The organism is Pseudomonas sp. GM80 (assembly GCF_000282515.1).
Taxonomy (GTDB): Bacteria; Pseudomonadota; Gammaproteobacteria; order Pseudomonadales; family Pseudomonadaceae; genus Aquipseudomonas.
Map to the genome: position 1 here is coordinate 1 of NZ_AKJD01000051.1, position 23,562 is coordinate 23,562.

Genomic DNA, 23,562 nt, shown 5'->3' on the forward strand with positions numbered 1-23,562 from the left:
GGGAATGCAGCCCGGGACGCTCCGCGTCTCAATCAACGTCAAAAGATCGCAGCCTGCGGCAGCTCCTACAGGGCGATCAGCGTAAATTGCCTGAGCGGTTATGTTTGGCCGAAGGCTTGTGTCATGATGATCCGACCGCAGGTTAGTCGTCCTCTTCCTATATGAATAGATCTTCCGCGTTGCTCCTTGCTTTTGTCTTCCTCAGCGGCTGTCAGGCCTTGGCACCCGTGTCGCCGGACGGTACACCGCCGGTCGAAGACACCACGCCCGTGCCTGAAAAGCCCAAGGTTTACAGCTCGTTCAGCGAGGAAACCGTTTTCAGCCTGTTGAGTGCCGAACTCGCCGGCCAGCGCAATCGTTTCGACATTGCCCTGGACAACTACGTGACTCAGGCGATCAATACGCAGGATCCGGGCGTCTCCGAGCGCGCCTTTCGCATCGCCGAGTACCTCGGCGCGGACCAGCCTGCGCTGGATACCGCACTGATCTGGGCGAAAAACGCGCCGGACGACCTCGAAGCGCAACGCGCTGCTGCCGTGCAACTGGCGCGCGCCGGGCGTTACGACGACTCGATGGTCTATATGGAGAAAGTCCTGCAAGGCAAGGGCGACACCCATTTCGACTTCCTCGCCCTCTCAGCGGCCGACACCGACCAGGAAACCCGCAACGGTCTGATGAAAAGTTTCGACCGTTTGCTGCAGCGTCACCCGAACAACAGCCAACTGATTTTCGGTAAGGCTCTGCTCCTGCAGCAGGACGGCGACAATAAAGCGGCCCTGACCCTGCTCGAAGACCATCCGCCGGAAGAAGGCGAAATCGCTCCGATCCTGCTGCGCGCCCGTCTTCTGCAGATCATGAACCGCGGCGACGAAGCCCTGCCACTTCTGCAAAAAAGCATCAAGAAATACCCGGACGACAAGCGCCTGCGCCTGACTTACGCGCGCATGTTGGTTGAGCAAGACCGCATGGACGACGCCAAGGCCGAGTTTTCCAGCCTCGTTCAGCAATACCCGGAAGACGACGAACTGCGCTATTCGCTGGCATTGGTGTGCCTGGAAGCCAAAGCCTGGGACGAGGCCAAGGGTTATCTGGAAGACCTGATCGCCCGTGAAAGCCACGTCGATTCGGCGCACCTGAACCTCGGCCGCATCGCCGAAGAGCGTAACGATCCGCAAGGCGCACTCATCGAGTACGCCCAGGTCGGCCCCGGCAACGACTATCTGCCGGCGCAATTGCGTCAGGCCGATATCCTGATGAACAACGGCAAGACCGCTGAAGCACAAAGCAAACTCGCCGCCGAGCGTGACGAGCAACCGGACTACGCGATTCAGCTGTACCTGATCGAATCGGAAACCCTGTCGGCCAACAAACAGGACGACAAGGCCTGGAAAGTCTTGCAGCAAGCCTTGCTGCAATACCCGGACGATCTGAATCTGCTCTACACCCGGGCGATGCTCGCGGAAAAACGCAACGACTTGGCGCAGATGGAAAAAGACCTGCGCCTGATCATCAAGCGTGATCCGGACAACGCCATGGCGCTGAACGCTTTGGGTTACACCTTGTCCGACCGCACCACCCGCTACGCTGAAGCCAAGGCGCTGATCGAGCAGGCGCACCAGATCAATCCGGAAGACCCGGCCGTACTCGACAGCCTCGGCTGGGTGAATTACCGCATGGGCAATCTGGATGACGCCGAGAAATACCTGCGTCAGGCGCTGGAGCGTTTCCCTGACCACGAAGTCGCCGCTCACCTGGGCGAAGTGTTGTGGACCAAGGGCAATCAGCGTGAAGCCAAACAAATCTGGGGCAAATTCCTCAAGGATCAGCCCGACAGCACCATTCTGCGCAGCACCATCAAGCGCCTGACCGGATCCGAGACTCTTTAACTCATGTTTTTGCGCCACGTTATTGTTTTCAGCTTCATCGCCCTGCTCGCTGGCTGCTCGGGTTTCGGCACCCGTGAATCGGTCGAGGGCCACGGCAGTCCGGCTCAATGGGCCGCGAACAAACAGCAACTGACTGGCCTCGACGGCTGGCAGATCGACGGCAAGATCGGCATCCGCGCACCGAAAGATTCCGGTAGCGGCACGCTGTTCTGGCTGCAACGTCAGGATTACTACGACATTCGTCTGTCCGGCCCGCTGGGTCGTGGCGCCGCACGCCTGACCGGGCGTCCGGGCAAGGTGTCGCTGGAAGTCGCCAACCAGGGCCGCTACGAATCGCAATCCCCGGAAGCCTTGCTCGAAGAACAGCTTGGCTGGAAACTGCCGGTGCCGAATCTGGCCTGGTGGGTGCGTGGCCTGCCGGCTCCGGACTCTAAAAGCCGCCTGAATCTGGACGCTGACAGCCGTCTGGCCAGCCTTGAACAGGATGGCTGGAAAGTTGAATACACCGCGTACACCGAACAAAACGGTTACTGGTTGCCCGAGCGCATAAAGCTGCACGGCACCGACCTCGACGTCACGCTGGTGATCAAGACCTGGCAACCGCGCAAGTTGGGGCAATAACGCATGACCGCTGCACGCCTGACCCTGCCCTCGCCGGCCAAACTCAATCTGATGCTGCACATTCTCGGTCGCCGTGAAGATGGTTATCACGAGTTGCAGACGCTGTTTCAGTTTGTCGATTACGGCGACGAAATCACTTTTGCCGCGCGCGATGACGGCGTGATTCAGCTGCACACCGAGTTTGCCGGCGTGCCGCATGACAGCAATCTGATCGTGCGCGCAGCAAAAATGCTTCAGCAACAATCGGGCTGTCCGCTGGGTATCGACATCTGGATCGACAAAGTGCTGCCCATGGGCGGTGGCATTGGTGGTGGCAGTTCAAATGCGGCGACCACTTTGCTCGGCCTCAATCATTTGTGGCAACTGGGCTGGGATGAAGATCGCCTGGCTACTCTGGGCCTGACGCTGGGTGCCGACGTCCCGGTTTTCGTCCGTGGTCACGCAGCTTTCGCCGAGGGCGTGGGCGAGAAACTGACCCCGGTCGATCCCGAAGAACCGTGGTATCTGGTGCTCGTACCGCAAGTCTCTGTAAGTACGGCAGAAATTTTTTCCGATCCTTTGTTGACACGTAACACGCCGCCCATTAAAGTGCGCCCCGTTCCCGAGGGAAACAGTCGAAATGACTGCTTGCCGGTGGTTGCAAGGCGTTATCCAGAAGTACGTAACGCATTGGATTTGTTAGGTAAATTTACCGAAGCAAAACTCACCGGAACTGGAAGTTGTGTGTTTGGGGGCTTCCCAAGCAAAGCTGAAGCTGATAAAGTCTCGGCCCTTCTGACAGAGACCCTTACAGGGTTTGTAGCAAAAGGCAGCAACGTTTCGATGTTGCACCGCAAGCTGCAAAGTCTGCTCTAAAGGAACCAAGTGCTCGGCACTTGATGCAACAGATACAGGGGCGTCGCCAAGCGGTAAGGCAGCAGGTTTTGATCCTGCCATGCGTTGGTTCGAATCCAGCCGCCCCTGCCATTTTCTATACTCATCCAGGTTACCCTCAGCCTCTAGGTACTGCGCGTGTCCAAGATGATGGTCTTTACGGGGAACGCTAACCCCGATCTGGCTCGGCGTGTTGTACGTCAGCTGCATATCCCTCTCGGTGACATCTCTGTCGGTAAGTTCTCCGACGGCGAAATTACTGCCGAGATCAATGAAAACGTTCGCGGTAAAGACGTTTTCATTATTCAGCCGACTTGCGCTCCGACCAACGATAACCTGATGGAACTGGTAGTGATGGCTGACGCCTTCCGCCGCTCCTCGGCTACTCGTATCACTGCTGTTATTCCTTATTTTGGTTATGCCCGTCAGGATCGCCGTCCGCGTTCCGCACGTGTGGCTATCAGCGCGAAAGTCGTCGCTGACATGCTTACCGTAGTCGGCATCGACCGTGTTCTCACGGTTGATCTGCATGCTGACCAGATTCAGGGTTTCTTCGATATTCCGGTAGATAACATCTACGGCTCCCCAGTATTGGTGGATGACATTGAAGATCAGCGCTTTGAAAACCTGATGATTGTGTCCCCGGACATTGGTGGCGTCGTGCGTGCACGGGCTGTTGCCAAATCCCTGGGCGTGGATCTCGGGATCATCGACAAACGCCGTGAGAAAGCCAATCACTCTGAAGTGATGCATATCATCGGTGATGTCGAAGGGCGTACCTGTATTCTGGTCGATGACATGGTCGATACCGCCGGCACTCTGTGCCACGCGGCAAAGGCCTTGAAAGAGCATGGCGCAGCCAAGGTCTTTGCCTACTGCACACACCCTGTGCTGTCGGGTCGGGCCATCGAGAATATCGAAAATTCCGTGCTGGACGAGCTGGTGGTGACTAACACCATCCCGCTGTCCGCTGCAGCACAAGCCTGTGCACGTATCCGTCAACTGGATATCGCACCGGTTGTTGCCGAAGCGGTTCGCCGCATCAGCAATGAAGAATCGATCAGCGCGATGTTCCGTTAAGGGCCCTGCCCTTCTCGAAATGTCTCGTTGACGAAAAGCGCCCCGCCCCGGCATTCCTGCCGGGGCGGGGCTTTTTTGCCCATACCGTGTTTGGCGCTGGTCGCAAACGTCAACCCGGTCATGGCTATTTTGGAGATACACAATGAACGATTTTACTCTGAATGCTGAACTGCGTTCCGACCTGGGGAAAGGTGCGAGCCGCCGCCTGCGTCGTCTCGCCGCTCTGGTTCCAGCTGTTGTTTACGGTGGCGAAAAAGCCCCTGAATCCATCAGCATGCTGGCCAAAGAAGTTGCCAAACTGCTCGAAAACGACGCTGCCTACAGCCACGTTATCGAACTGAACGTTGGCGGCAAAAAGCAGAACGTCATCATCAAAGCTCTGCAACGTCACCCGTCCAAGGGTCACGTTCTGCACGCTGACTTCGTACGTGTCGTAGCCGGCCAGAAACTGACCGCTATCGTGCCTGTGCACTTTGTTGGTGAAGAAGCTCCGACCAAGAAAGGCGGCGAGATCTCGCACGTCCTGAACGAAATCGAAGTAACTTGCCTGCCGAAAGATCTGCCTGAGTTCATCGAAGTCGACCTGTCGGCTCTGGAAATCGGCGCAATCGTTCACCTGTCCGACCTCAAAGCCCCTAAAGGCGTTGAGTTCGTTGCACTGGCTCACGGTGACGACAAAGCTGTTGCAAACGTACACGCTCCACGCGTTGCTCCAGAAGCTGAAGAAGGCGCAGCAGAGTAATTCACTCTGTCATGCCTGAGTGAGCAAGTAACATCGCGGACTGGAACGTAGCGAGAAAGCGGGCGAGATCGCGGAGTTTACATTCATGGTAAATGAGCATTTTTCGTCCACTTTCGCCGCTATCCCTGATCGCGGCGATGTTATCCACCACTCAAAGGAAGGGCCCCTATCGTGACTGCCATCAAACTGATCGTTGGCCTGGGAAATCCAGGCGCCGAATACGACCAGACCCGGCATAACGCAGGGGCCCTTTTTGTTGAGCGCATCGCCCACGCACAGAATGTGAATCTTGTGGCCGATCGCAAATATTTCGGCCTGACCGGGCGCTATTCGCACCAGGGTCAGGATGTTCGTCTGCTGATTCCCACCACCTACATGAACCGCAGCGGCCAGGCCGTGGCGGCACTCGCCGGTTTCTTCCGCATCAAGCCTGAAGAAATCCTCGTGGCGCACGACGAACTCGACTTGCCTCCGGGCGTTGCCAAGCTCAAGCAGGGCGGCGGCCATGGCGGTCACAACGGGTTGCGCGACATCATTGCGCAACTGGGCAATCAGAATACGTTCTACCGCCTGCGGCTTGGCATTGGCCACCCGGGCGTCGCCAGTATGGTTTCAAATTTCGTCCTGGGTCGTGCGCCACGCGCCGAACAGGAAAAACTCGATGCCAGCATCGACTTTGCCCTCGGCGTGCTGCCGGATATCCTCGCCGGTGAATGGAACCGCGCGATGAAAAACCTGCACAGCCAGAAGGCCTGACTCTACTCCGAGGGGAAACACCATGGGATTCAATTGCGGCATCGTCGGCCTGCCTAACGTCGGCAAGTCCACCCTGTTCAACGCCCTGACCAAATCCGGTATTGCGGCGGAGAACTTCCCCTTCTGCACCATCGAGCCGAACAGCGGCATCGTGCCGATGCCGGATCCGCGTCTGGAAGCACTGGCGGCCATCGTCAATCCGAAGCGCATCCTGCCGACCACCATGGAATTCGTCGACATCGCGGGTCTCGTTGCCGGCGCCTCGAAAGGTGAAGGCCTGGGCAACAAGTTCCTGGCCAACATCCGTGAAACCGACGCGATCGCTCACGTCGTGCGCTGCTTCGAAGACGAGAACGTGATCCACGTTTCCAACAGCGTCGACCCGAAGCGCGACATCGAAATCATCGACCTGGAACTGATCTTCGCCGACCTCGACAGCTGCGAGAAGCAACTGCAGAAAGTCGCGCGTAACGCCAAGGGCGGTGACAAGGACGCCGTGGTTCAGAAGGCTCTGCTTGAGCAACTGATCGCGCACTTCACCGAAGCCAAGCCGGCACGCAGCCTGATGAAGAACATGAGCGCGGACGAAAAAGCCGTGATCAAGGGCTTCCACTTGCTGACCACCAAACCGGTCATGTACATCGCCAACGTCGCTGAAGACGGTTTCGAGAACAACCCGCACCTGGACGTGGTTCGCGCCATTGCCGAAGAAGAAGGCGCAATGGTTGTTCCGGTCTGCAACAAGATCGAAGCGGAAATCGCCGAGCTCGATGACGGCGAAGAGAAGGACATGTTCCTTGAGGCCCTGGGCCTGGAAGAGCCTGGCCTGAACCGCGTGATCCGCGCCGGCTACGAAATGCTGCACCTGCAGACCTACTTCACCGCCGGTGTCGAAGAAGTCCGCGCCTGGACCGTCAAAGTCGGCGCCACCGCACCTCAGGCCGCCGGCGTGATCCACACCGACTTCGAGAAAGGCTTCATCCGCGCCGAAGTGATCGCCTACAACGACTTCATCCAGTACAAGGGCGAAGCCGGTACCAAAGAAGCCGGTAAATGGCGTCTGGAAGGCAAGGATTACATCGTCAAAGACGGCGACGTGATGCACTTCCGATTCAACGTGTAAGCATTACGCCCAAGAAAAAGCCGCGTTTGATACGCGGCTTTTTTGTGCCTGGCAGATTGTTAAAAGATCGCAGCCTGCGGCAGCTCCTACATGGGATTGATGTACACCTGTAGGAGCTGCCGAAGGCTGCGATCTTTTGATCTTAAGCCTTTTTGGTACGCGGCAAGAAGATCGCCAACACGCCAAACAACGGCAGAAACGAACACAGGAAATACACGTACTCAATCCCGTGCACATCCGCCAGATGCCCCAGCAACGCCGCGCCAATCCCGCCAAAACCAAACATTAGACCGAAGAAGATTCCGGCAATCATCCCGACATTCCCCGGCACCAGTTCCTGCGCATACACCACAATCGCCGAGAACGCCGACGCCAGAATGAAGCCGATCACCACGCTGAGGACAGTCGTCCAGAACAGATCAACGTGAGGCATCAGCAGCGTGAACGGCGCCACGCCGAGGATCGAGAACCAGATCACCGCCTTACGCCCGATCTTGTCGCCAATCGGCCCGCCGAAGAAGGTCCCCGCCGCTACCGCACCGAGGAACAGGAACAGGTGCAGTTGCGAACTCGCCACCGACAGGTCGAACTTCTCGATCAGGTAGAACGTGAAGTAACTGGTCAGGCTGGCCATGTAGAAATACTTCGAAAACACCAATAGCCCCAGCACCACCAACGCACTGGTCACCCTGCCCTTCGACAGCCCGTGAGTTGCCGCCTGGCCGGCCTTGAGTTTGAACAGGTTCAAATGATGGGCGTACCAGCGACTGATGCGGTACATCACGAACAGCGCAAATACCGCGAACAAGCCGAACCACGCCACGTTGCCCTGACCGAACGGAATGATGATCGCCGCCGCCAGCAGCGGACCGAACGCGGAGCCGGCGTTACCGCCGACCTGGAAGGTCGATTGCGCCAGACCAAAGCGTCCGCCAGAGGCCAGTCGCGCAATCCGCGAGGCCTCGGGGTGAAACGTCGAAGAACCGATACCGATCAGCGCCGCCGCCAGCAGAATCAACGGAAAACTGCCGACCATCGACATCATCACAATGCCAATCAGTGTGCAGATCGAACCGGCCGGCAGTAACCATGGTTTCGGATGCCGATCAGTGTGATAGCCGACCCACGGCTGCAGCAGCGAGGCCGTCAACTGGAAGGTCAAGGTGATCAGGCCGACCTGAGTAAAACTCAGATCGTATTTGGCCTTGAGCATCGGGTAGATCGACGGCAGTACCGACTGGATCAAGTCGTTGATCAAATGCGCCAGCGCCACCGCGCCGATGATGCGCATCACCAATGGACTGCTTTGCGGAGCAGCGGGCGCCGAGGCAGCGGCGGTCTGAGCGTTGCTGATAGCCATGAGAATTTCCGGACAACAGATGGGTGCGCACAGGCAGGTGCGTCAATGTGCCATTTTTCAGTGCGCGAGCGCCATCCCCTTAGCCAGCTAACTAACCAACTAAACCTGACCAACTAAACCTGACCAACTAAACCTGACTGACTGACTGACTGACATGAATCATGTAGGAGCTGCCGAAGGCTGCGATCTTTTGATCTTGATCCTGAAAACAAAGATCAAAAGATCGCAGCCTTCGGCAGCTCCTACATGGGATAGGTGATAGCGCAACGCCATGGTCTGAATCTTGCCTTGTTTCATCTCTTGAACGCGGCGCCCTTACAAAGGGCACCGACAATGGGAAGTTTCGCTACAGAGCCGGCCTACAGAGCGGGCGAGAGTGAACTTTCGAGGCCTTTTAGCAGGGCACAACATCCAGGTCGCACGACCGCGATGCACGCCATTGGTGCGTGGTGTCCAGAGGAGTCATGGGGCATGCAGGCTTTCCTTTCACCGGGGATCAAATTGCTGGGGCGATTTGGCTTCGCAGGTAAATTCCAGTTGTTGTTTCTGCTGTTCATTCTGCCGTTGGCCGGCAGTCTGCTGATGATCGGCCAGGACTATCGCGACAAGCTCAATCTGATTTCCGGCGAACGTGCCGGCGTGCGCCAGTTGCTGGCGCTGGATGCGCTGGACAACCTGCTCGCCGCCCAACGTGATCGCGCTGCCCGTTGGCGCGCCACGGAAACCAATCGCCAGCCGACGCCCGCTACCCTCGCCGCCATGGGCGCATTCGACACGGTGCAACCGGCAGTTCTGCAAGCCACCACGGACTTGGGTAACGCGCTGAAAAACGAAGGTGCCGAAGGCGAAACCCTCAGCCGCTTTCAGGCGCTGCAAACCGCGCTCAATGGCCTGGACTCGAAAAGCCTCAGCAGCGTCGGCTGGTGGCCAGACGGTTACGATCGTTTCACCAACGCCCTCAGCGCCCTGCAGGCGTTGCGCGAACAGATCGTCATGGACAATCGCCTGACCCTCGCACCCTGGCTGGAAACCTATCTGCTCACGCAGATTTCCACGCAACACGCGCCGGACCTGATCGAACGGGTCGGCCGCCTCGCCGCCGTCGGTCAAGCCTCGGTCGTCTCCGGCCAATTCACCCTGCAAAGCCGTCTGCAATTGCGCGACTTGCGCAGCCGCATCGGCGATGCCCGCGAGCAACTGGTGAAAACCGCCACGCTGCTCGAAGCACGCTTGCCGAAAGATCAACAGACCTGGGCCAGCCAATACCACGACAGCCTGAAACGTCTCGACAGCGGCCTGAAGGTGCTCGACGACGGCGTGTTCGGCGGCAGCATCACGCTCAAACCGGACGACTTCGAGCGCAACCTCGATGCCCTGCTGACCGATCTCGCCGCCCTGCGCCAGCAATCACTGGTGTCGCTGGATCAACGACTTGACGCCTATCACGGCTCGGCGATCCGTCAGTTCATCCTCGTCGCGGCGATCTTCGGCTGCTTGCTGCTCGCGGCGCTGTATCTGTTCATCTGCCTGCAAGCTTCGATTCGCCGCAGCGCCAGCGGCATCACCCTGCTCGCCGAAGCTCTGCGCGACGGCAACCTGAGCCTGCAAGTGCCGGTGGTGGGCCGCGATGAGTTGGCGGCGATCAGCACCGCGCTCAACGTGGCCGTGGTGCAACTGCGCACAAGCATGCTCGGCGTCGATCACGAGACCTCGCAGTTAAGCCATGCCGTGCGCAGCCTCAACGAGCACTCCAGCGGCGCCCTCGGCGAAGTCGAAGCGCAACAGTTGCAGATCAGCCAGATCGCCGCAGCCGCCACGCAATTGGCCGCCACCTCGCAAGGCGTGGCGCAAAGCTGTGAGCAGGCCTCAGGCAGCGCTCAGCACACCCAGCGCATCGCTGCTGACAGCAGCCGCGACAGCCAACGCACCACGGCGAGTATTCAGCAGCTCAATCAACGCTTGAACGACACCGCAGCGGCACTCGGTCGAGTCAGCGAGCAAGGCCAGCAGATTCAATTGGTGGTCGACACTATTCGCGGCGTTGCCGAGCAAACCAATCTACTCGCGCTCAACGCGGCCATTGAAGCTGCGCGTGCCGGTGAGCAGGGTCGCGGTTTCGCCGTGGTCGCCGACGAAGTGCGCAGCCTGTCGCAACGCACGCAATCATCCACCGCGCAGATCGCCGGCACGGTCGACAGCTTGCGCGCCACGGTCAACGAAGCGGTGAGTTTGATGGAAGCGGCGTGCGGCCAGGCGCAAACCGATGCCGAGTCGGTCACCGGTCTCGGTGAACGCCTGGGCGAAATCGCCAGCGCCGTGCAGAGCGTCACCGATACCCTGGCGCAGATCGCCACAGCCGTTGAAGAACAAGCGAGTACCGCCGATGAGGTCAGCGGCAATATCCAGCAGGTCGATCAGGCCGCCGTACGTTTGCTGGAAGGCGCACGCGCAGTGAATCTTGCCGCAGACACCCTCAGCCAAGGCAGCAAGGCGCTAAGCGACAACACCGCACGCTTCCGCCTCAGTTGATCACAGCCTCGGGGAAGTCCGTTTCCAGTTCAGCCTTGAGCCATTGAATAAACCACGCCACATCCGCCGAGAGTTCGGCGGACGGCGTCAGCACTCGATAGCTCTCAAGCTTCACCTCAGCATCGACCGCACGCACCAGTTTGCCGCTGGCCAGTTCATGACGCACCAGTACCTCGTTGGCCAGCGCGATGCCCTGCCCGCTCTCGGCGACTGAAAGCGCGTGATCGTTGTTGACGTAAAGCATGTCAGAATTGAGATGGATATCGAGGTCGTGCGCGGCGAACCACAGGTTCCACCATTCGCCGTCATCGACGTGGATCAGATCGTTTCTGACCAGGTCAGCGGGGCTGCTGATCGGGGCGATGCTGGCCAGATACGCCGGCGTGCAGATCGGGAATACCCGTGGGCAAATCAGCGCTTCCCGTGAGTCGGCGTATTGCCCATCGAGGCCGTAAACGATGCCGAGATCTGCGCTCTTGCCGTCCACTTCGGTGAAGGTCGAATTGGGCTCGATCGCCAGTTTCAATCCCGGGCGCAAATGCCGCAGCGCTTCGATCCGAGGCATCAACCAGCGCTTGGCGAAACCCGGCACCACCATGATCCGCAGCCAGCGCTCAGCATCTTTCGGCCGGGCTTCCTTGCCCGCTTCAATGATCAACTGCAAAGCGGCGCTGATCTTGCGGTGGTACTTCTCCCCCGCCGGCGTCAGGTTGACTCCGCGCGAGGTGCGCTCGAACAATTGAATGCCCAACCAGTCCTCGAGCAATTTCACGTGGCGGCCAATCGCAGGCTGGGTCACGTGCAGGGCTTTCGAGGCTTCGACGTAGCTGCCCAAACGTGCAGCGGCATCAAAGGCGCGCACCGCGTTGAGCGGCGGCAAACGGTGGTCGGGCATGATTCCTGGCACCTTCGGCTGTTAAATTAACTAACACCTGCCATGTTTAAATTGAAGTGTCGCGCCGCGCAACCCCTGGCTGATAATCGAGCCACAGCAAAACAAAAAAACAGCTGGTTTCACACCCGAACGCAATCTCGATCCTGCCCAAAAAAATAATATCCATGGCCCGACGGCAACGCTTTGCAAAGCGAGTCGCAGGCGATGGGGGAATCGGAGGTAACGCATGAATGCCCTGCATTCGCTGCAAACGCTGGCGGTCTCGATCCGTTCAGTGCGCAAGGTTTACGGTGATCCGCAGACCGGTCCGGTGGCGCTGAAAAGCATCGACCTGGATATCCGCGACAACGAATTCTTCACCCTTCTCGGCCCTTCCGGCTGCGGCAAGACCACGCTGCTGCGGATGATCGCCGGTTTCGAATTTCCCACCGAAGGCGAGATTCTTCTCTACGGCGAAAACATCGCTGATCGCCCGCCGTTCCAACGTCCGGTCAACACGGTGTTCCAGCATTACGCGCTGTTCCCGCACATGACCATCGCCGAGAACCTGGCATTCGGCCTCGAATCACAGCCGATGGGCAAAGTCCTCACCAAGGCGCAAATCGCCGAGCGTGTGCGCGAGATGCTGGCGCTGGTGCAGATGGAACGTTTCGCCAACCGCAAACCGGCGCAGCTGTCGGGCGGTCAGCAACAACGTGTCGCCCTCGCCCGCGCTTTGGCACCGCATCCGAAAGTGCTGTTGCTCGATGAGCCGCTTTCCGCGCTCGATCTCAAGCTGCGTCAGGCGATGCGCGAAGAGTTGAAAATCATCCAGGCCAAGACCGGTATCACCTTCATCTTCGTCACCCACGACCAGGAAGAAGCGCTGACCATGTCCGACCGCATCGCCGTATTGTCCGAAGGCGAAGTGCAGCAGGTCGGTCGGCCTGAAGATATCTACGAACGCCCGCGTAATCGCTTCGTCGCCGACTTCATCGGCGAAACCAATTTCATCGAAGGCACCGTCACTCGCGTTGAGGACGGGAAGGCGTGGTTCGCCGGGCCTGCCGGGCATCCGCTGCCCGCGCAACCGTGCAGCGATGTGCAGGTCGGCGCCAACGTCAGCCTGTCGGTACGACCTGAGCGTCTGCATCTGGTGCCAGCGGCTAGCGAAAGCGCGCTGCCGTGCCGGATCGAAGCACAGATCTATCTCGGCACTGATCTGCAATATCAGGTCAGCCTCAGCGACGGTTCGCGCCTCACCGTGCGTACGCCCAATTGCGTCGACCAAAGCCTGCGCTTTGCGGTCGGCTCCCAGGCCGGTTTGCTGTTCGACCAGGGCAGCGCCAGCGTCCTGCACGATTGAGCCGGAGGAATTGCCATGCACGCCTTACCGATTGCCAACACGCTGGAGCGGCGCAAAGCCTTTCAGAGTTTCCTCGGGGTCAGCCCGGCGCTGATCGCTATCTGTTTGTTTCTGGTGGTGCCGATTCTCATCGTCATCGGCTATTCGCTGATGGAGGCCAACCCCTACGGCGGGGTCAATAAAGTCTTCAGCAGCGACGCCTACACCTCGCTGCTGTTCGAACGGCAACTGGACGACAGCCTCGCCTTTGCCGACTCGTATTTGCTCATCGCCCTGCGCTCGATCGGCATTGCCGGGCTGACCACGATCATCACGCTGCTGATCGGTTTTCCGGTCGCGGTGTGGCTGGCCATGCAACCGGCACATCGCCGTGGTTTGCTGATCTTTCTGATCACCGTGCCGTTCTGGGCCAACCTGCTGATCCGCACTTACGCGTGGATTCTGCTGCTGCGTAACACCGGGGTGATCAACAACAGCCTGATGGGCATGGGCGTTATCCACGAACCATTGCAGTTGTTGTACACCGACGGCGCGGTGCTGCTGGGGCTGGTTTACACCTATGCGCCGTTCGTGGTGTTGCCGATTTACGCGACGCTGGAAAAGATGGATATCCGCCTGCTCGAAGCCGCGCAGGATCTCTACGCCGGACGCATACGCACCTTGCGCAAAGTCGTCTTGCCAATCGCCAAACCGGGAATTCTCGCTGGCGCGATCCTCACCTTCGTACCGTGCCTGGGCGCGATGATCGCCCCGGAGCTGCTCGGTGGCGGCACGCGGATGATGCTCGGCAACCTGATTTTCCGGCAGTTCAGCGATGCGCGTAACTGGCCGTTTGGCGCGGCGTTGTCGCTGGTGCTGATGGCCGCGGTGATGCTGGTGCTGACCGTTTATGCCTTGCGCGCTGAGCGCCAGCGCATCGCCAAAGGAGGTGCGTGATGATCGGCCTATTCAAACGCAAAGGGCTGGGTGTGCAGGACTTCCCCGGCTTCGGCGGCTTCAGTTTTCTGTTCTATCTGTACCTCTACGCGCCGATCGTGGTGTTGGTGGTGTTCTCCTTCAATGCCAACCAATCGGCGACGGTGTGGACCGGTTTCAGCCTCGATTGGTATCGCGCCGCGTTCGCCAATCAGGCCTTGCGCCAGGCCGCCGGCAACAGCCTGTTGATCGCCGTCTGCGCAAGCATGATCGCCACGGCGATTGCCACCCTCGCTGCCCTCGGCACCTCGCGCGGCGCCAAGTTCAAGGGTCTGCAATTGTCGATGGGCGCGATCATGTTGCCGCTGGTGTTGCCGGAAATTGTCGTTGGTGTAGCGACGCTGGCGCTGTTCTCCACCATCGGTCTGTCGCTGGGTTACGGCAACCTGATCATCGCGCACACGGTGTTCTGCATTCCCTTCGCCTACCTGCCGATTCGCGCAAGATTGAACGACATGGACCTGTCGCTGGAACAAGCCTCGGCCGACCTGTATGCCGGCCCTTGGCGAACCTTTCGCAAGGTCACTCTGCCGCTGCTGATGCCGGGGATTTTCTCCGGGCTGATGCTGGCCTTCATCGTCTCGCTGGATAACTTCGTGATCTCAATGATGGTCTCGCAGGCCGGCACGACAACGCTGCCGATCTTCATTTTCGGCCTGCTGCGCATGGGCGTGACACCCGACGTCAACGCCGTGTCGACGCTGATCCTCGGCGTCTCGGTGCTGTTCGTCAGCCTCTCTTACCTGTTGGGCAAAAAGAACGCCTGAACCTTCTACGACCTGTGGGGAAATAACATGAGCAAGTGGATAAAAAGCGTTGGCACTTCGTTGTTCCTGACTGTGCCGCTGGCGATGACGGGCAGCGTTCAGGCCGCCGAGAAACTCAACGTGGTGAGCTGGAGCGGCTACTTTTCGCCGGAGATTCTCGCCAAGTTCCAGAAGCAGACCGGTATCGAAGTCACCGTCGATTCCTACGATTCCAACGAGACGCTGCTGGCGAAATTGAAACAGGGTGGCGCCGGTTATGACGTGGCGATTCCGTCGCACCAGTTCGTGCCGATCCTGATCAAGGAAAACCTGCTGGAACGCTTCGACCCGGTCAAAGAGCCCTACTACGCCAGCGTTGTGGATAACTTGAAAAAACCGAGTTGGGACCCGGAGGGCGCGTATTCGGTGCCGTTCATTTGGGGCACCACCAGCGTCGTCCTCGACAGCGCGCGCTACAAAGGCCCGGCCGACAGCTACAAGGTTTTGTATGAGCCGCCAGCCGAGCTGCAGGGGCGCATCAACATGTTCGACTCGGTCAGCGACATGGTCGACATGGCCAGCCTCTATCTGAACATTCCGCTGTGCAGCGAAGACCCGAAACAGATGCAGCAAGTGCTTACGCTGCTCAAGGCGCAGAAGCCATTCGTGAAAACCTACAGCTCCAAGGCCGGCTCGATTCGCGAGAATCTCGCCTCGGGTGAAATCGATATGTCGATGTTCTGGGGTGGTTCATCGATGCGTGCCCGTGAGATGAAGCCGACGCTGAAATACCTCTACCCGAAAGAAGGCGTGCTGGCTTGGGTCGACAACATGGTCATCCCCACCGGCAGCAAAAATCCGGCGAATGCCAAGGCGTTTATCGCCTTCCTCAGTCAGCCGGAAAACGCGGCGATGACGCAGAACTTCCTCAAGCACCAGAGCCCGATCAAAGGCGTTGAACCGTTCCTTGATGCGGCGTTGAAAGATGCGCCGGAATTGCACATTCCCGAGGGCACCAACGTGGTGTTCAGCAAGACCTGCGGTGAAGGCGCGATCCGCCTCGCTGACCGTCTCTGGACCAACCTGATGCGTTGATCGCTACCGCCCCGTCGCACTGGCGGGGCGTTTTTCCAGCCGTCTGAAAGGCCGCTTGCAATGAACTCTAATAACATCAGCGAACTGGTCCTGTTGCAGGCTCACGAGCTCGCCGACCGCATTCGCCTGCGCCAGGTTTCCTGCCGGGAAGTGATGCAGACTTACCTTGCCCATATCGAACGTTTCAACCCGCTGGTCAATGCGTTGATCAGCCTGCAATCACCGGAACATCTGCTGGCTCAGGCCGACGAACGCGATGCCGAACTGGCGCGTGGCGAATACCGGGGCTGGATGCATGGCCTGCCCCATGCGATCAAGGATCTGTCGCTGACCCAGGGCATCCGCACCACGCTGGGTTCGCCGTTGTACAAAGACTTTGTGCCTGAGCGCGACGGCATCATGGTCGAGCGGATCAAGGCTGCTGGGGCGATCATTATCGGCAAGACCAACACCCCAGAATTCGGCCTCGGTTCGCAGAGTTACAACCCGTTGTTTGGCGCCACCGCGTGCGCGTACGACCCGAGCAAGACGGCGGGCGGCAGTAGCGGTGGCGCGGCGGCCGCGCTGGCGATGCATCTGGTGCCCGTCGCGGATGGCAGCGACATGATGGGTTCGCTGCGCAATCCGGCGGCGTTCAACAACATTTTTGGTTTTCGCCCGTCGCAGGGACGTGTGCCGTTTGATGACAGTGCCGATCTGTTTTTTGATCAGCTCGGTTACGAAGGGCCGATGGCGCGCAGTGTGAAAGATGCGGCGTTGCTGTTGTCGGTGCAGGCTGGCAGTGATGCGCGGGCGCCGCTGTCCATCGCTGAATCCGGTGAGGCGTTTGCAGCGCCGCTGGGGCGTGATTTCAAAGGCACGCGATTGGGTTGGCTGGGCGATTTCGGTGGGTATCTGCCGATGGAGCAAGGCGTGCTCTCGCTGTGTGAGAAGACCTTCGCCGACTTTGAGAGCCTCGGCTGCCACGTTGAGTCCGTTCTGCCGGATTTCGCGCCTGAGCGGCTGTGGAGCAGTTGGCGGACGTTGCGGCACTGGATGGTCGCGGGGTCTTTGGGCGCGACGTATGCCGATCCACAGAAGCGTACATTGTTGAAGCCGGAAGCGATTTGGGAAGTGGAAAACGGCCTGAAGCTGTCGGCCAGTGAAGTGTTCGCCGCCTCAGTGGTTCGCAGCGATTGGTATCGGGCGATTTCCCGGCTGTTCGAAAAGTACGATTACCTGCTGCTGCCCAGCGCCCAAGTGTTCCCGTTCGATAAAACCCAGCCTTGGCCGACGTCGATTGAGGGCGTGGCGATGGACACGTATCACCGCTGGATGGAAGTCGTGATTCCCGGCACTTTGTCGGGTTGCCCGGTTGCGAACGTCCAGGCGGGGTTCAATGCGGACGGTTTGCCGATGGGGTTGCAGATCATCGGCAAGCACCAGGCCGACTTCGCTGTCCTGCAATTGGCGCACGCTTATGAACAGGCCAGCCGCTGGTTCCAACGCTGCCCTTCGCCACTGTTGAGGCAGTGATTTTGATAAACGGTTGAAAGCGTAGAAAAAATTTTTAAATTTACGCTTGACGCTTTTCCATTTCAGGGGAATAATGCGCGCCACTTGGCTACATAGCTCAGTTGGTTAGAGCATAGCATTCATAATGCTGGGGTCCGGGGTTCAAGTCCCTGTGTAGCCACCAAGTACTAAAAACGGCTTACCGAAAGGTAGGCCGTTTTTTTATGTCTCGAGAAAAGTCTAAGTGATCTGTCACTTCAAACATCCTTCTCTTCGTCGCTCGCTTTGGTCGCTGCCTGTGCGATCAGGGCGTCGAGCATCTGCGCAATGACCTTCTGTTGAACCTTCGAAAGCTCATTGATGGACTACAGGCATCGATACCATGTCGAGGTCAAGCTGCGTCTGGGCGTCTCCGTGTACGAGGGCACCCCGAGCAGGTCCCCAACAGGCACGCGAAGCGCAAATGCCATCTTCACCAATGTCGTGACCGCCATGCTGCGCGTGCCCTCCTCGTAGCCCTGAAAGGTTTGCCGGGAAAGACCTAAGGCCCGTGCAAACCGCGTCTGTGTGATCTCGTGCACTGTGCGTAAGTGAGCAATGCGACTGCCCAGCGCCACCAGAAAATCACGGTCCTCATTGGAAATACTCATGACAATGGCCGACTGAAAATAGAGTTGATTGGCAACGGACTCATCCTTTTCATCTGAAATCCATCCTGGAAAAACAACAGAAAACATCCTCAGGTAAAGGCGCGTAAGTTGTCGACCTGAAAGGTTTGTAGGAGAAATGCAGAACAACCGCTAGGTCGGGGGCGAGGTACTACAGGCGCGGCATCCAGCGGATCACCATGCAAATGCAGCCACTGGTCATCAGGCAAATGCCGGTGCTCATCAGGCAAATGCGGCTGTGAGAGGCAAGGACCGATTTACAGACATCTCAGGATGTCTATAAATCAAAACAAGAAGCCCGTCTCGTGCGGGCTTTCTTGTGTCTGGAATTCCATTCTTGTCGCCCCCCGCACCCTTCACACCCTGTACGCCCCTGCACTGAGGGCCTTCACGGATGAAGCGCAGCAATATAAAACGCCCCCCTCTGCCATGACCGTCGGTAATCAGCCACTGTCCTAGGTTGTTCCAGGGCGCTTGCTTGGTTGCAGTCATGCAATCGGATGCACTCTCCCTGGCAGCATGACCCCTTGTGGTTTTGCCCGATGTGGTTGGCGCTCGGGGGATTGATTTCTGATGAGCCGCTGACGTAGGCTGTTTCCGTTGATCGTGTCAGTCATTTCTCAAGGTTGAGTTGGATGACGGCACACATCAGTACCAGATCAGGAGCTTCATTTTTACAAGGGTTGGTAGGCGTTTTGTTGCCTGCCTGTAATCGAACACGGCGAACGCGTAGGTAGAAGCGTTTGCGAATATCTGGTTATTGATACTCTCATGTTCCCTTCCTTATTGAGCCCGCATCGACTCATCGCGCATGTCCGCCCGGATATCGCCCTTTTCGATAGCCATGTTGCGAACAGTCGTCGTCGCAGCATTTTGTTTGCCTTTACTTTCTCTCCTCCCCCCCAAAAACGCTAAGTCGTTATTGAACCTATTGCCTTCCTGATAACTGGCCGGGTGCCTTGGCCTGCCTGTCAGCGATTGCCTGAGCCTTTTTAACGGGACGTCCACTTGGGTGGGGCGGGTCTTTTGATGCATCTAACAGGGAGTTCACTGCATGTGGTGGAAGAGTCTTGCTCGGCAAATTCAGGAAAGAACTGCCGATAACAATGGGGTCGTCGCGTTCGGCGCAGGTTTCGGACCCTCCGGGCTTCCCCATATCGGAACGTTGTGTGAGGTGTTGCGCGTCAGCATCGTAAAAACCGCCTTCGAGAAAATATCCAGCAAGGAAACCCGGCTGTTTATTGTTTCCGACGATCTGGACGCGCTGCGAAAAGTACCCGGAACATTCCCTCAGCCGCAGCTCCTGCAAAGTAGTCTGGGGCTACCGTTGTGCGATATTCCCGACCCATTTGAACAGGCGGGCAGTCTGTCGGCAGGCATTAACGCTCGACTTGATCAGGCACTGATGCCCTATGCGCTCGACTATCAGTTGATTGAAAACAGTGCGCTCTATCGATCCGGTTACTACAACTCGACCATCAAGCAGTTTCTCTCTCGAATGGAGGCAATCAATCAGGTCGTGGCCTCACGTCTGGGAATTACCCGTAGAAAGAGCTACAGCATGTTCATGCCCGTTTCGCGCTTTTCAGGGCGGATCATCGAGCATCTGGTGGTTCGGCATGTGGATGTGCAGCGCGGCGAAATTGTCTATCAGATCCCGCCAGACCTGCTGATCAACCGGCCAGGCGAGGAGTACAGCATCACGTCACAGGAGTACTACGCCGACGAGCCGATTGGCGAAGACATCACCACCTCAGTGTTGGATGGTCACTGCAAGTTGCAATGGAAGGCCGATTGGGCAATGCGCCTGATTCACCGCAATATTGCTTTTGAAATGCATGGCGAAGACCTGACTGACTCGGCGAATACGGTGCGCGATATCTGCCAGGTATTGGATGTGCGAGCTCCGATCCTGATGAAGTACGGGCTGTTTACCGACATCGCCGGCAAAAAAATATCCAAAAGCAAAGGCAACGGCTTTTCTCTGGAGCAAGTGAACAAATACATGCCCGAGGGGGCGTTGCAGCATTTCATGTTCAACAACCCTTATCGCACCACGCGCTTCCATCCCGAGGTGTCGATCAAGGCCTATGACCATTACCGGGCTGACCATGCGCGCATGGTCGAGGGCGACGATGACAATCCCGTCGGTTATTTCCATCGCCCACCGCGCCATGGCAAGCGTCGCACCACCTATCAGCGGATGCTGAACATATTTACTGCCTGCCATCCAGAAAACATTGATGCGGCTTACCACTACCTGCTCCAGCACGACAAAACCCGACAGGACATCGTGGCGGATGACGGCTTTACCGATGTGGTCCAGAAAGCATTTACCTATTACCAGGAACGAGTTGCCCCACTTTTCCTGCCACGGATGCTCAACAAGAACGGGGAGCCGGTGCTCTATCGGATGTCGGAGCAGTTCAAACAACTGGCGGTCCACCCAGGACCTGTTACTCGCGAACAGATAACGCAAATCTTCGATCAGGTTGGCGTCGCCAGTCACGGCGATGCTTACCGGATGCTTTACGCCTGTCTGTTCGGCGAGGAAAGCGGGCCGCGACTCCACGGGTACGTCAATCGTCTGGGTGTTCAGGCTTTTAGTGCGCAACTCGAATCACGGATCAAACAGGCAACTCAATACAGGGAAAGTGAAACCATGAGCGAAGTGCAGTTCAATCAAGCCACCACCGAGTTGTCCGAAGTTTCGCGCCCGATGGTCACGATCGAAAGGCCACCAGAGGCCCGGCAAGTGCTGGAAGCCATCGATTTCGAAGAGGTCAAAGCCCGTGCCGCCGCGTTTGCACAACATCTTCGAAGCAACAGTGAGGCGATTGCCGAGAGCCTTTCGGGGTTCGAATGCTACAACGTGGCGGTGGATGAGATTGAGCGGTGTGTCGAGTTTCTTGAGTGCCTGGCGCTTAACAGCCCTTTCTTTGAACGCCGGGTGCGTTGCGTGACCAGTTACTTGCCGCTCAACCAGCCGATCTATGCCACGACTTGTTTTGGCATTATTCCGTCATTGCTGGCCGATTCAGCCTGGCTTCGACCGCCGACGGCGATGCACTCGCACTACAGGAAGTTGCTGGAGTCGTTGCAGCTGGAGCGCTTCTTTCCGAACCTGAATGTCTCTTTTGCCGACAAAGAGACGTTTGTCAGCCAGACCGCTGCGATGTCCGATGTGGTTATTTTTACCGGCACGCCGGAAAACGCGACCAAAGTCAGAAAGTCCTACCTCAAGCGCACCTTGTTCATCCTCAACGGGGCGGGCCATAACCCACTGGTGGTGTCGGCAGATGCATCAATCGACACCGCGATCGAAAGTGCGCTGCGGGTGGTGTTGTACAACCAGGGACAGGATTGCGCCGGTCCCAACAGCATCCTGGTGCATCGCCAGGTCTACGGTGAGTTCATCCGTCGGCTGCGCGAGGAGCTGGTCAAGTGCGAGGACTATGTCGGCGATTACGCACGCAAAGAGAACATCGTCGGCCCCAATAGCGACCCTGACCATACGTTGAAAGTGGTGAAGATGTTCAAGGAGTATCGCGAACACTGTACGTATGGCGGCGAGATCAATCCGATCAGCGGGTTGATACGTCCAACCGTGTTCGAGCGGCCATTGTCGCTGGGCGGCAACTACAAAGAGTTTTTTGCCCCCGTGTTCTTCGTTCAACCTTATGCAGATGACAGCGAGCTGGCGGGCTACTTCGAACATCCGCTCTATGCCCCCAATTCCATGTACGTATCGTTGTTTGGCAGCAGTGGCTACATCGACGAGCTGGTGGCGTCAGGCAAACATGCCGCGGAGACGGTGCTGAACAACACCGACCTGCATGTCGTGGAGAAGGGCTACAACCCTTACGGCGGGTATGGGGTCGCGGCGTCCTGCCTGTATGTGAACGGCGTGAGAATTGCCAAACCGACGTTGCCTCAACGGGATATCCACGAGCATCTCGTGGCGGTTTGAGCGTGCGCGGGCCAGCTATCGATGGGCAGTGAGCCTGAGGTGTGATGAATGAATAGATTATTGTTGGCGGCGCTGGTACTCGGCGTTTCCATCGTCGGGTTATGTATCGGTTCGACCGTGCCAGTGGTTGCGTTGCGCCTGTACCAGGCGGGAGCGTCGGCTGTGCATATCGGCGTGATGTCGGCACTGCCCGCAGCCGGAATGATGCTGTCGGCCTTTCTGGTGGACTGGATCTGCCAGCGGCTGAGCCGTCGACATATTTATTTGGGATGTTTCGCCCTGTCGACCCTGAGCGTGGCCGCCGTCGAGTTCTTCGCCTCGACGGTGTACGCCCTGGCACTGGCCAGGTTTACGATGGGGCTGGCGGCGGGGGTGATCATTATTCTGGGGGAGTCCTGGGTGAATGAAATCGCCGAGGACCAATACAGAGGTCGGGTTGTCGCGATCTACACCACCTGCTTTACGGTGTTCCAGCTACTGGGGCCCGGGATGGTGGCCCTCTTCGGCACTGCTGGCCCCCAGGTGATCAGTGTGGTGATTGGCGGACATCTATTGGCGCTAGGGATGATCTGGTTCACCTTGCCCAGGCAAAAGGAGCATCACGGGCATTCGGAAAGCAAGACGTTCTCGGTGCTGGGCTTCATTCAAGTGGCGCCGGCGCTGTGTATGGGCATCATTTTCTTCTCGTTTTTCGATAGCGTGATCCTCTCGATGTTTCCGGTTTACGCTGCCGATCACGGCTATGCGATCAAATTCGCTGCGCTCATGGTGACGGTGATTCTGCTCGGTGACGCGGCCTTCCAGTTCCCGCTGGGCTGGCTCTCGGACAACGTTGCCAGGCCGATTGTCTATTTGGGGTGCGGTGTGCTTTCTCTGGCCATCGGTGTCTGCTTGCCGTGGTTGATGAACTATCCCCTCTTGCTCTGGCCAAGCCTTGTGGTACTCGGCGCCGTTGCTGGCGGCGTTTATACCCTGGCGATCATTCTGATCGGCGAAGGGTTCAAGGGCCCCGACCTGGTCACCGCGAATGCCAGCGCCGGTTTTTTATGGGGGGTCGGCAGTTTGCTCGGGCCCTTGGTCAGCAGCGCAGCGATGACAACCAGCGCCCACGGCCTGCCGTTAGCGCTGTCTGCTGCGGCGGCGCTGTTTGTGTTGTTCGCGTTGCCGCTGTTCAGAAGGACGGTCAGGGTGAAAGCGTTGCGATAAAAAACGCCGAGGCCGGGGAGTTTTTCTTCGGCGCCGTCGGTTTTTTCGACGTTTTACACGTACTGAAAACGGCTTACCGCAAGGCAGGCCGTTTTTTTATGCCCGTTGTGGCGAGGGCGATTTATCCTCGATGGGGCACGAGATGACCTTTTTACCGGATGAACATTGCGGCCGCTTCGCAGCCCATCGGGGATAAAT

General features: G+C 58.1%; 18 protein-coding genes and 2 tRNA genes. 17 read left to right on the forward strand and 3 right to left on the reverse strand.

What is annotated here, in order from left to right:
- Positions 1–161: 161 nt before the first annotated feature.
- The 8 genes from PMI37_RS07320 (at position 162) to ychF (ending at position 7,081) form a co-directional block, all read left to right on the forward strand.
- A complete protein-coding gene (locus PMI37_RS07320) occupies positions 162–1,886 on the forward strand; it encodes a tetratricopeptide repeat protein (protein ID WP_008079556.1) in 1,725 nt (574 codons plus the stop codon).
- 3 nt (positions 1,887–1,889) lie between these two features.
- Positions 1,890–2,507: a lipoprotein insertase outer membrane protein LolB gene (gene lolB, locus PMI37_RS07325; protein WP_008079557.1), complete on the forward strand. Its 618-nt coding sequence runs from the start codon at positions 1,890–1,892 to the stop codon at positions 2,505–2,507.
- A 3-nt stretch (positions 2,508–2,510) separates the two neighbouring features.
- Positions 2,511–3,362: a 4-(cytidine 5'-diphospho)-2-C-methyl-D-erythritol kinase gene (gene ispE / locus PMI37_RS07330; RefSeq protein ID WP_008079558.1), complete on the forward strand. Its 852-nt coding sequence runs from the start codon at positions 2,511–2,513 to the stop codon at positions 3,360–3,362.
- A gap of 36 nt (positions 3,363–3,398) precedes the next feature.
- Positions 3,399–3,473 (forward strand) — tRNA-Gln (locus PMI37_RS07335).
- A 45-nt stretch (positions 3,474–3,518) separates the two neighbouring features.
- Entirely contained in the window at positions 3,519–4,460 is a 942-nt protein-coding gene (locus tag PMI37_RS07340) for a ribose-phosphate pyrophosphokinase (protein ID WP_003171603.1), read from the forward strand.
- A gap of 142 nt (positions 4,461–4,602) precedes the next feature.
- Positions 4,603–5,202 (forward strand): 50S ribosomal protein L25/general stress protein Ctc, encoded by a 600-nt coding sequence (locus PMI37_RS07345; protein ID WP_008079559.1) that lies wholly within the window; start codon positions 4,603–4,605, stop codon positions 5,200–5,202.
- 171 nt (positions 5,203–5,373) lie between these two features.
- Positions 5,374–5,958: an aminoacyl-tRNA hydrolase gene (gene pth / locus PMI37_RS07350; RefSeq protein ID WP_008079560.1), complete on the forward strand. Its 585-nt coding sequence runs from the start codon at positions 5,374–5,376 to the stop codon at positions 5,956–5,958.
- 22 nt (positions 5,959–5,980) lie between these two features.
- Complete coding sequence (ychF, locus tag PMI37_RS07355; protein WP_007912904.1) at positions 5,981–7,081, forward strand: redox-regulated ATPase YchF; 1,101 nt, start codon at positions 5,981–5,983, stop codon at positions 7,079–7,081.
- A 142-nt stretch (positions 7,082–7,223) separates the two neighbouring features.
- Here the strand turns inward: ychF and PMI37_RS07360 are convergent, their stop codons facing one another.
- Positions 7,224–8,441: an MFS transporter gene (locus PMI37_RS07360; RefSeq protein WP_008079561.1), complete on the reverse strand. Its 1,218-nt coding sequence runs from the start codon at positions 8,439–8,441 to the stop codon at positions 7,224–7,226.
- Between the two features lie 471 nt (positions 8,442–8,912).
- Between PMI37_RS07360 and PMI37_RS07365 the strand changes: the two genes are divergently transcribed.
- Positions 8,913–10,970, forward strand: coding sequence for a methyl-accepting chemotaxis protein (locus PMI37_RS07365; RefSeq protein ID WP_008079562.1), 2,058 nt, complete (start codon positions 8,913–8,915; stop codon positions 10,968–10,970).
- Here the strand turns inward: PMI37_RS07365 and PMI37_RS07370 are convergent.
- Entirely contained in the window at positions 10,963–11,865 is a 903-nt protein-coding gene (locus PMI37_RS07370) for a LysR substrate-binding domain-containing protein (protein WP_008079563.1), read from the reverse strand. The two genes, PMI37_RS07365 and PMI37_RS07370, sit on opposite strands and share 8 nt — an antisense overlap.
- A gap of 226 nt (positions 11,866–12,091) precedes the next feature.
- On the opposite strand from PMI37_RS07370, the gene PMI37_RS07375 reads away from it, so the two are divergent.
- The 6 genes from PMI37_RS07375 (at position 12,092) to PMI37_RS07400 (ending at position 17,704) form a co-directional block, all read left to right on the forward strand.
- Positions 12,092–13,210, forward strand: a complete 1,119-nt coding sequence (locus PMI37_RS07375; RefSeq protein WP_008079564.1) for an ABC transporter ATP-binding protein — start codon at positions 12,092–12,094, stop codon at positions 13,208–13,210.
- A 15-nt stretch (positions 13,211–13,225) separates the two neighbouring features.
- Complete coding sequence (locus PMI37_RS07380) at positions 13,226–14,146, forward strand: ABC transporter permease (protein WP_008079565.1); 921 nt, start codon at positions 13,226–13,228, stop codon at positions 14,144–14,146.
- Positions 14,146–14,952, forward strand: coding sequence for an ABC transporter permease (locus PMI37_RS07385; protein ID WP_008079566.1), 807 nt, complete (start codon positions 14,146–14,148; stop codon positions 14,950–14,952). Before PMI37_RS07380 ends, PMI37_RS07385 begins: the two co-directional genes overlap by 1 nt.
- Before the next feature lie 27 nt (positions 14,953–14,979).
- Positions 14,980–16,026, forward strand: coding sequence for an ABC transporter substrate-binding protein (locus tag PMI37_RS07390; protein ID WP_008079567.1), 1,047 nt, complete (start codon positions 14,980–14,982; stop codon positions 16,024–16,026).
- Positions 16,027–16,086: 60 nt separating this feature from the next.
- Positions 16,087–17,541 carry an amidase gene (locus tag PMI37_RS07395; protein WP_008079569.1) on the forward strand — a complete coding sequence of 485 codons (1,455 nt, stop codon included), beginning with the start codon at positions 16,087–16,089 and terminating at the stop codon, positions 17,539–17,541.
- Positions 17,542–17,627: 86 nt separating this feature from the next.
- A tRNA-Met gene (locus PMI37_RS07400) sits at positions 17,628–17,704 on the forward strand.
- Positions 17,705–17,885: 181 nt separating this feature from the next.
- On the opposite strand, the gene PMI37_RS32200 is transcribed toward PMI37_RS07400, so the two are convergent.
- Complete coding sequence (locus PMI37_RS32200; RefSeq protein ID WP_338009885.1) at positions 17,886–18,257, reverse strand: helix-turn-helix domain-containing protein; 372 nt, start codon at positions 18,255–18,257, stop codon at positions 17,886–17,888.
- Positions 18,258–19,242: 985 nt separating this feature from the next.
- Here PMI37_RS32200 and PMI37_RS07415 point away from each other — a divergent pair.
- A complete protein-coding gene (locus tag PMI37_RS07415) occupies positions 19,243–22,158 on the forward strand; it encodes an aldehyde dehydrogenase family protein (protein WP_008079570.1) in 2,916 nt (971 codons plus the stop codon).
- A gap of 48 nt (positions 22,159–22,206) precedes the next feature.
- Positions 22,207–23,364, forward strand: coding sequence for an MFS transporter (locus PMI37_RS07420; protein WP_008079571.1), 1,158 nt, complete (start codon positions 22,207–22,209; stop codon positions 23,362–23,364).
- The last annotated feature ends 198 nt before the right edge of the window (positions 23,365–23,562 follow it).

Excerpts from the sequence above, each read along its gene's own strand:
- PMI37_RS07320 (WP_008079556.1), top strand. The coding sequence starts at position 162 with ATGAATAGATCTTCCGCGTTGCTCCTTGCTTTTGTCTTCCTCAGCGGC.
- lolB (WP_008079557.1), top strand. The coding sequence starts at position 1,890 with ATGTTTTTGCGCCACGTTATTGTTTTCAGCTTCATCGCCCTGCTCGCT.
- ispE (WP_008079558.1), top strand. The coding sequence starts at position 2,511 with ATGACCGCTGCACGCCTGACCCTGCCCTCGCCGGCCAAACTCAATCTG.
- PMI37_RS07345 (WP_008079559.1), top strand. The coding sequence starts at position 4,603 with ATGAACGATTTTACTCTGAATGCTGAACTGCGTTCCGACCTGGGGAAA.
- ychF (WP_007912904.1), top strand. The coding sequence starts at position 5,981 with ATGGGATTCAATTGCGGCATCGTCGGCCTGCCTAACGTCGGCAAGTCC.
- PMI37_RS07360 (WP_008079561.1), bottom strand. The coding sequence starts at position 8,441 with ATGGCTATCAGCAACGCTCAGACCGCCGCTGCCTCGGCGCCCGCTGCT.
- PMI37_RS07365 (WP_008079562.1), top strand. The coding sequence starts at position 8,913 with ATGCAGGCTTTCCTTTCACCGGGGATCAAATTGCTGGGGCGATTTGGC.
- PMI37_RS07370 (WP_008079563.1), bottom strand. The coding sequence starts at position 11,865 with ATGCCCGACCACCGTTTGCCGCCGCTCAACGCGGTGCGCGCCTTTGAT.
- PMI37_RS07375 (WP_008079564.1), top strand. The coding sequence starts at position 12,092 with ATGAATGCCCTGCATTCGCTGCAAACGCTGGCGGTCTCGATCCGTTCA.
- PMI37_RS07380 (WP_008079565.1), top strand. The coding sequence starts at position 13,226 with ATGCACGCCTTACCGATTGCCAACACGCTGGAGCGGCGCAAAGCCTTT.
- PMI37_RS07385 (WP_008079566.1), top strand. The coding sequence starts at position 14,146 with ATGATCGGCCTATTCAAACGCAAAGGGCTGGGTGTGCAGGACTTCCCC.
- PMI37_RS07390 (WP_008079567.1), top strand. The coding sequence starts at position 14,980 with ATGAGCAAGTGGATAAAAAGCGTTGGCACTTCGTTGTTCCTGACTGTG.
- PMI37_RS07395 (WP_008079569.1), top strand. The coding sequence starts at position 16,087 with ATGAACTCTAATAACATCAGCGAACTGGTCCTGTTGCAGGCTCACGAG.
- PMI37_RS32200 (WP_338009885.1), bottom strand. The coding sequence starts at position 18,257 with ATGTTTTCTGTTGTTTTTCCAGGATGGATTTCAGATGAAAAGGATGAG.
- PMI37_RS07415 (WP_008079570.1), top strand. The coding sequence starts at position 19,243 with ATGTGGTGGAAGAGTCTTGCTCGGCAAATTCAGGAAAGAACTGCCGAT.
- PMI37_RS07420 (WP_008079571.1), top strand. The coding sequence starts at position 22,207 with ATGAATAGATTATTGTTGGCGGCGCTGGTACTCGGCGTTTCCATCGTC.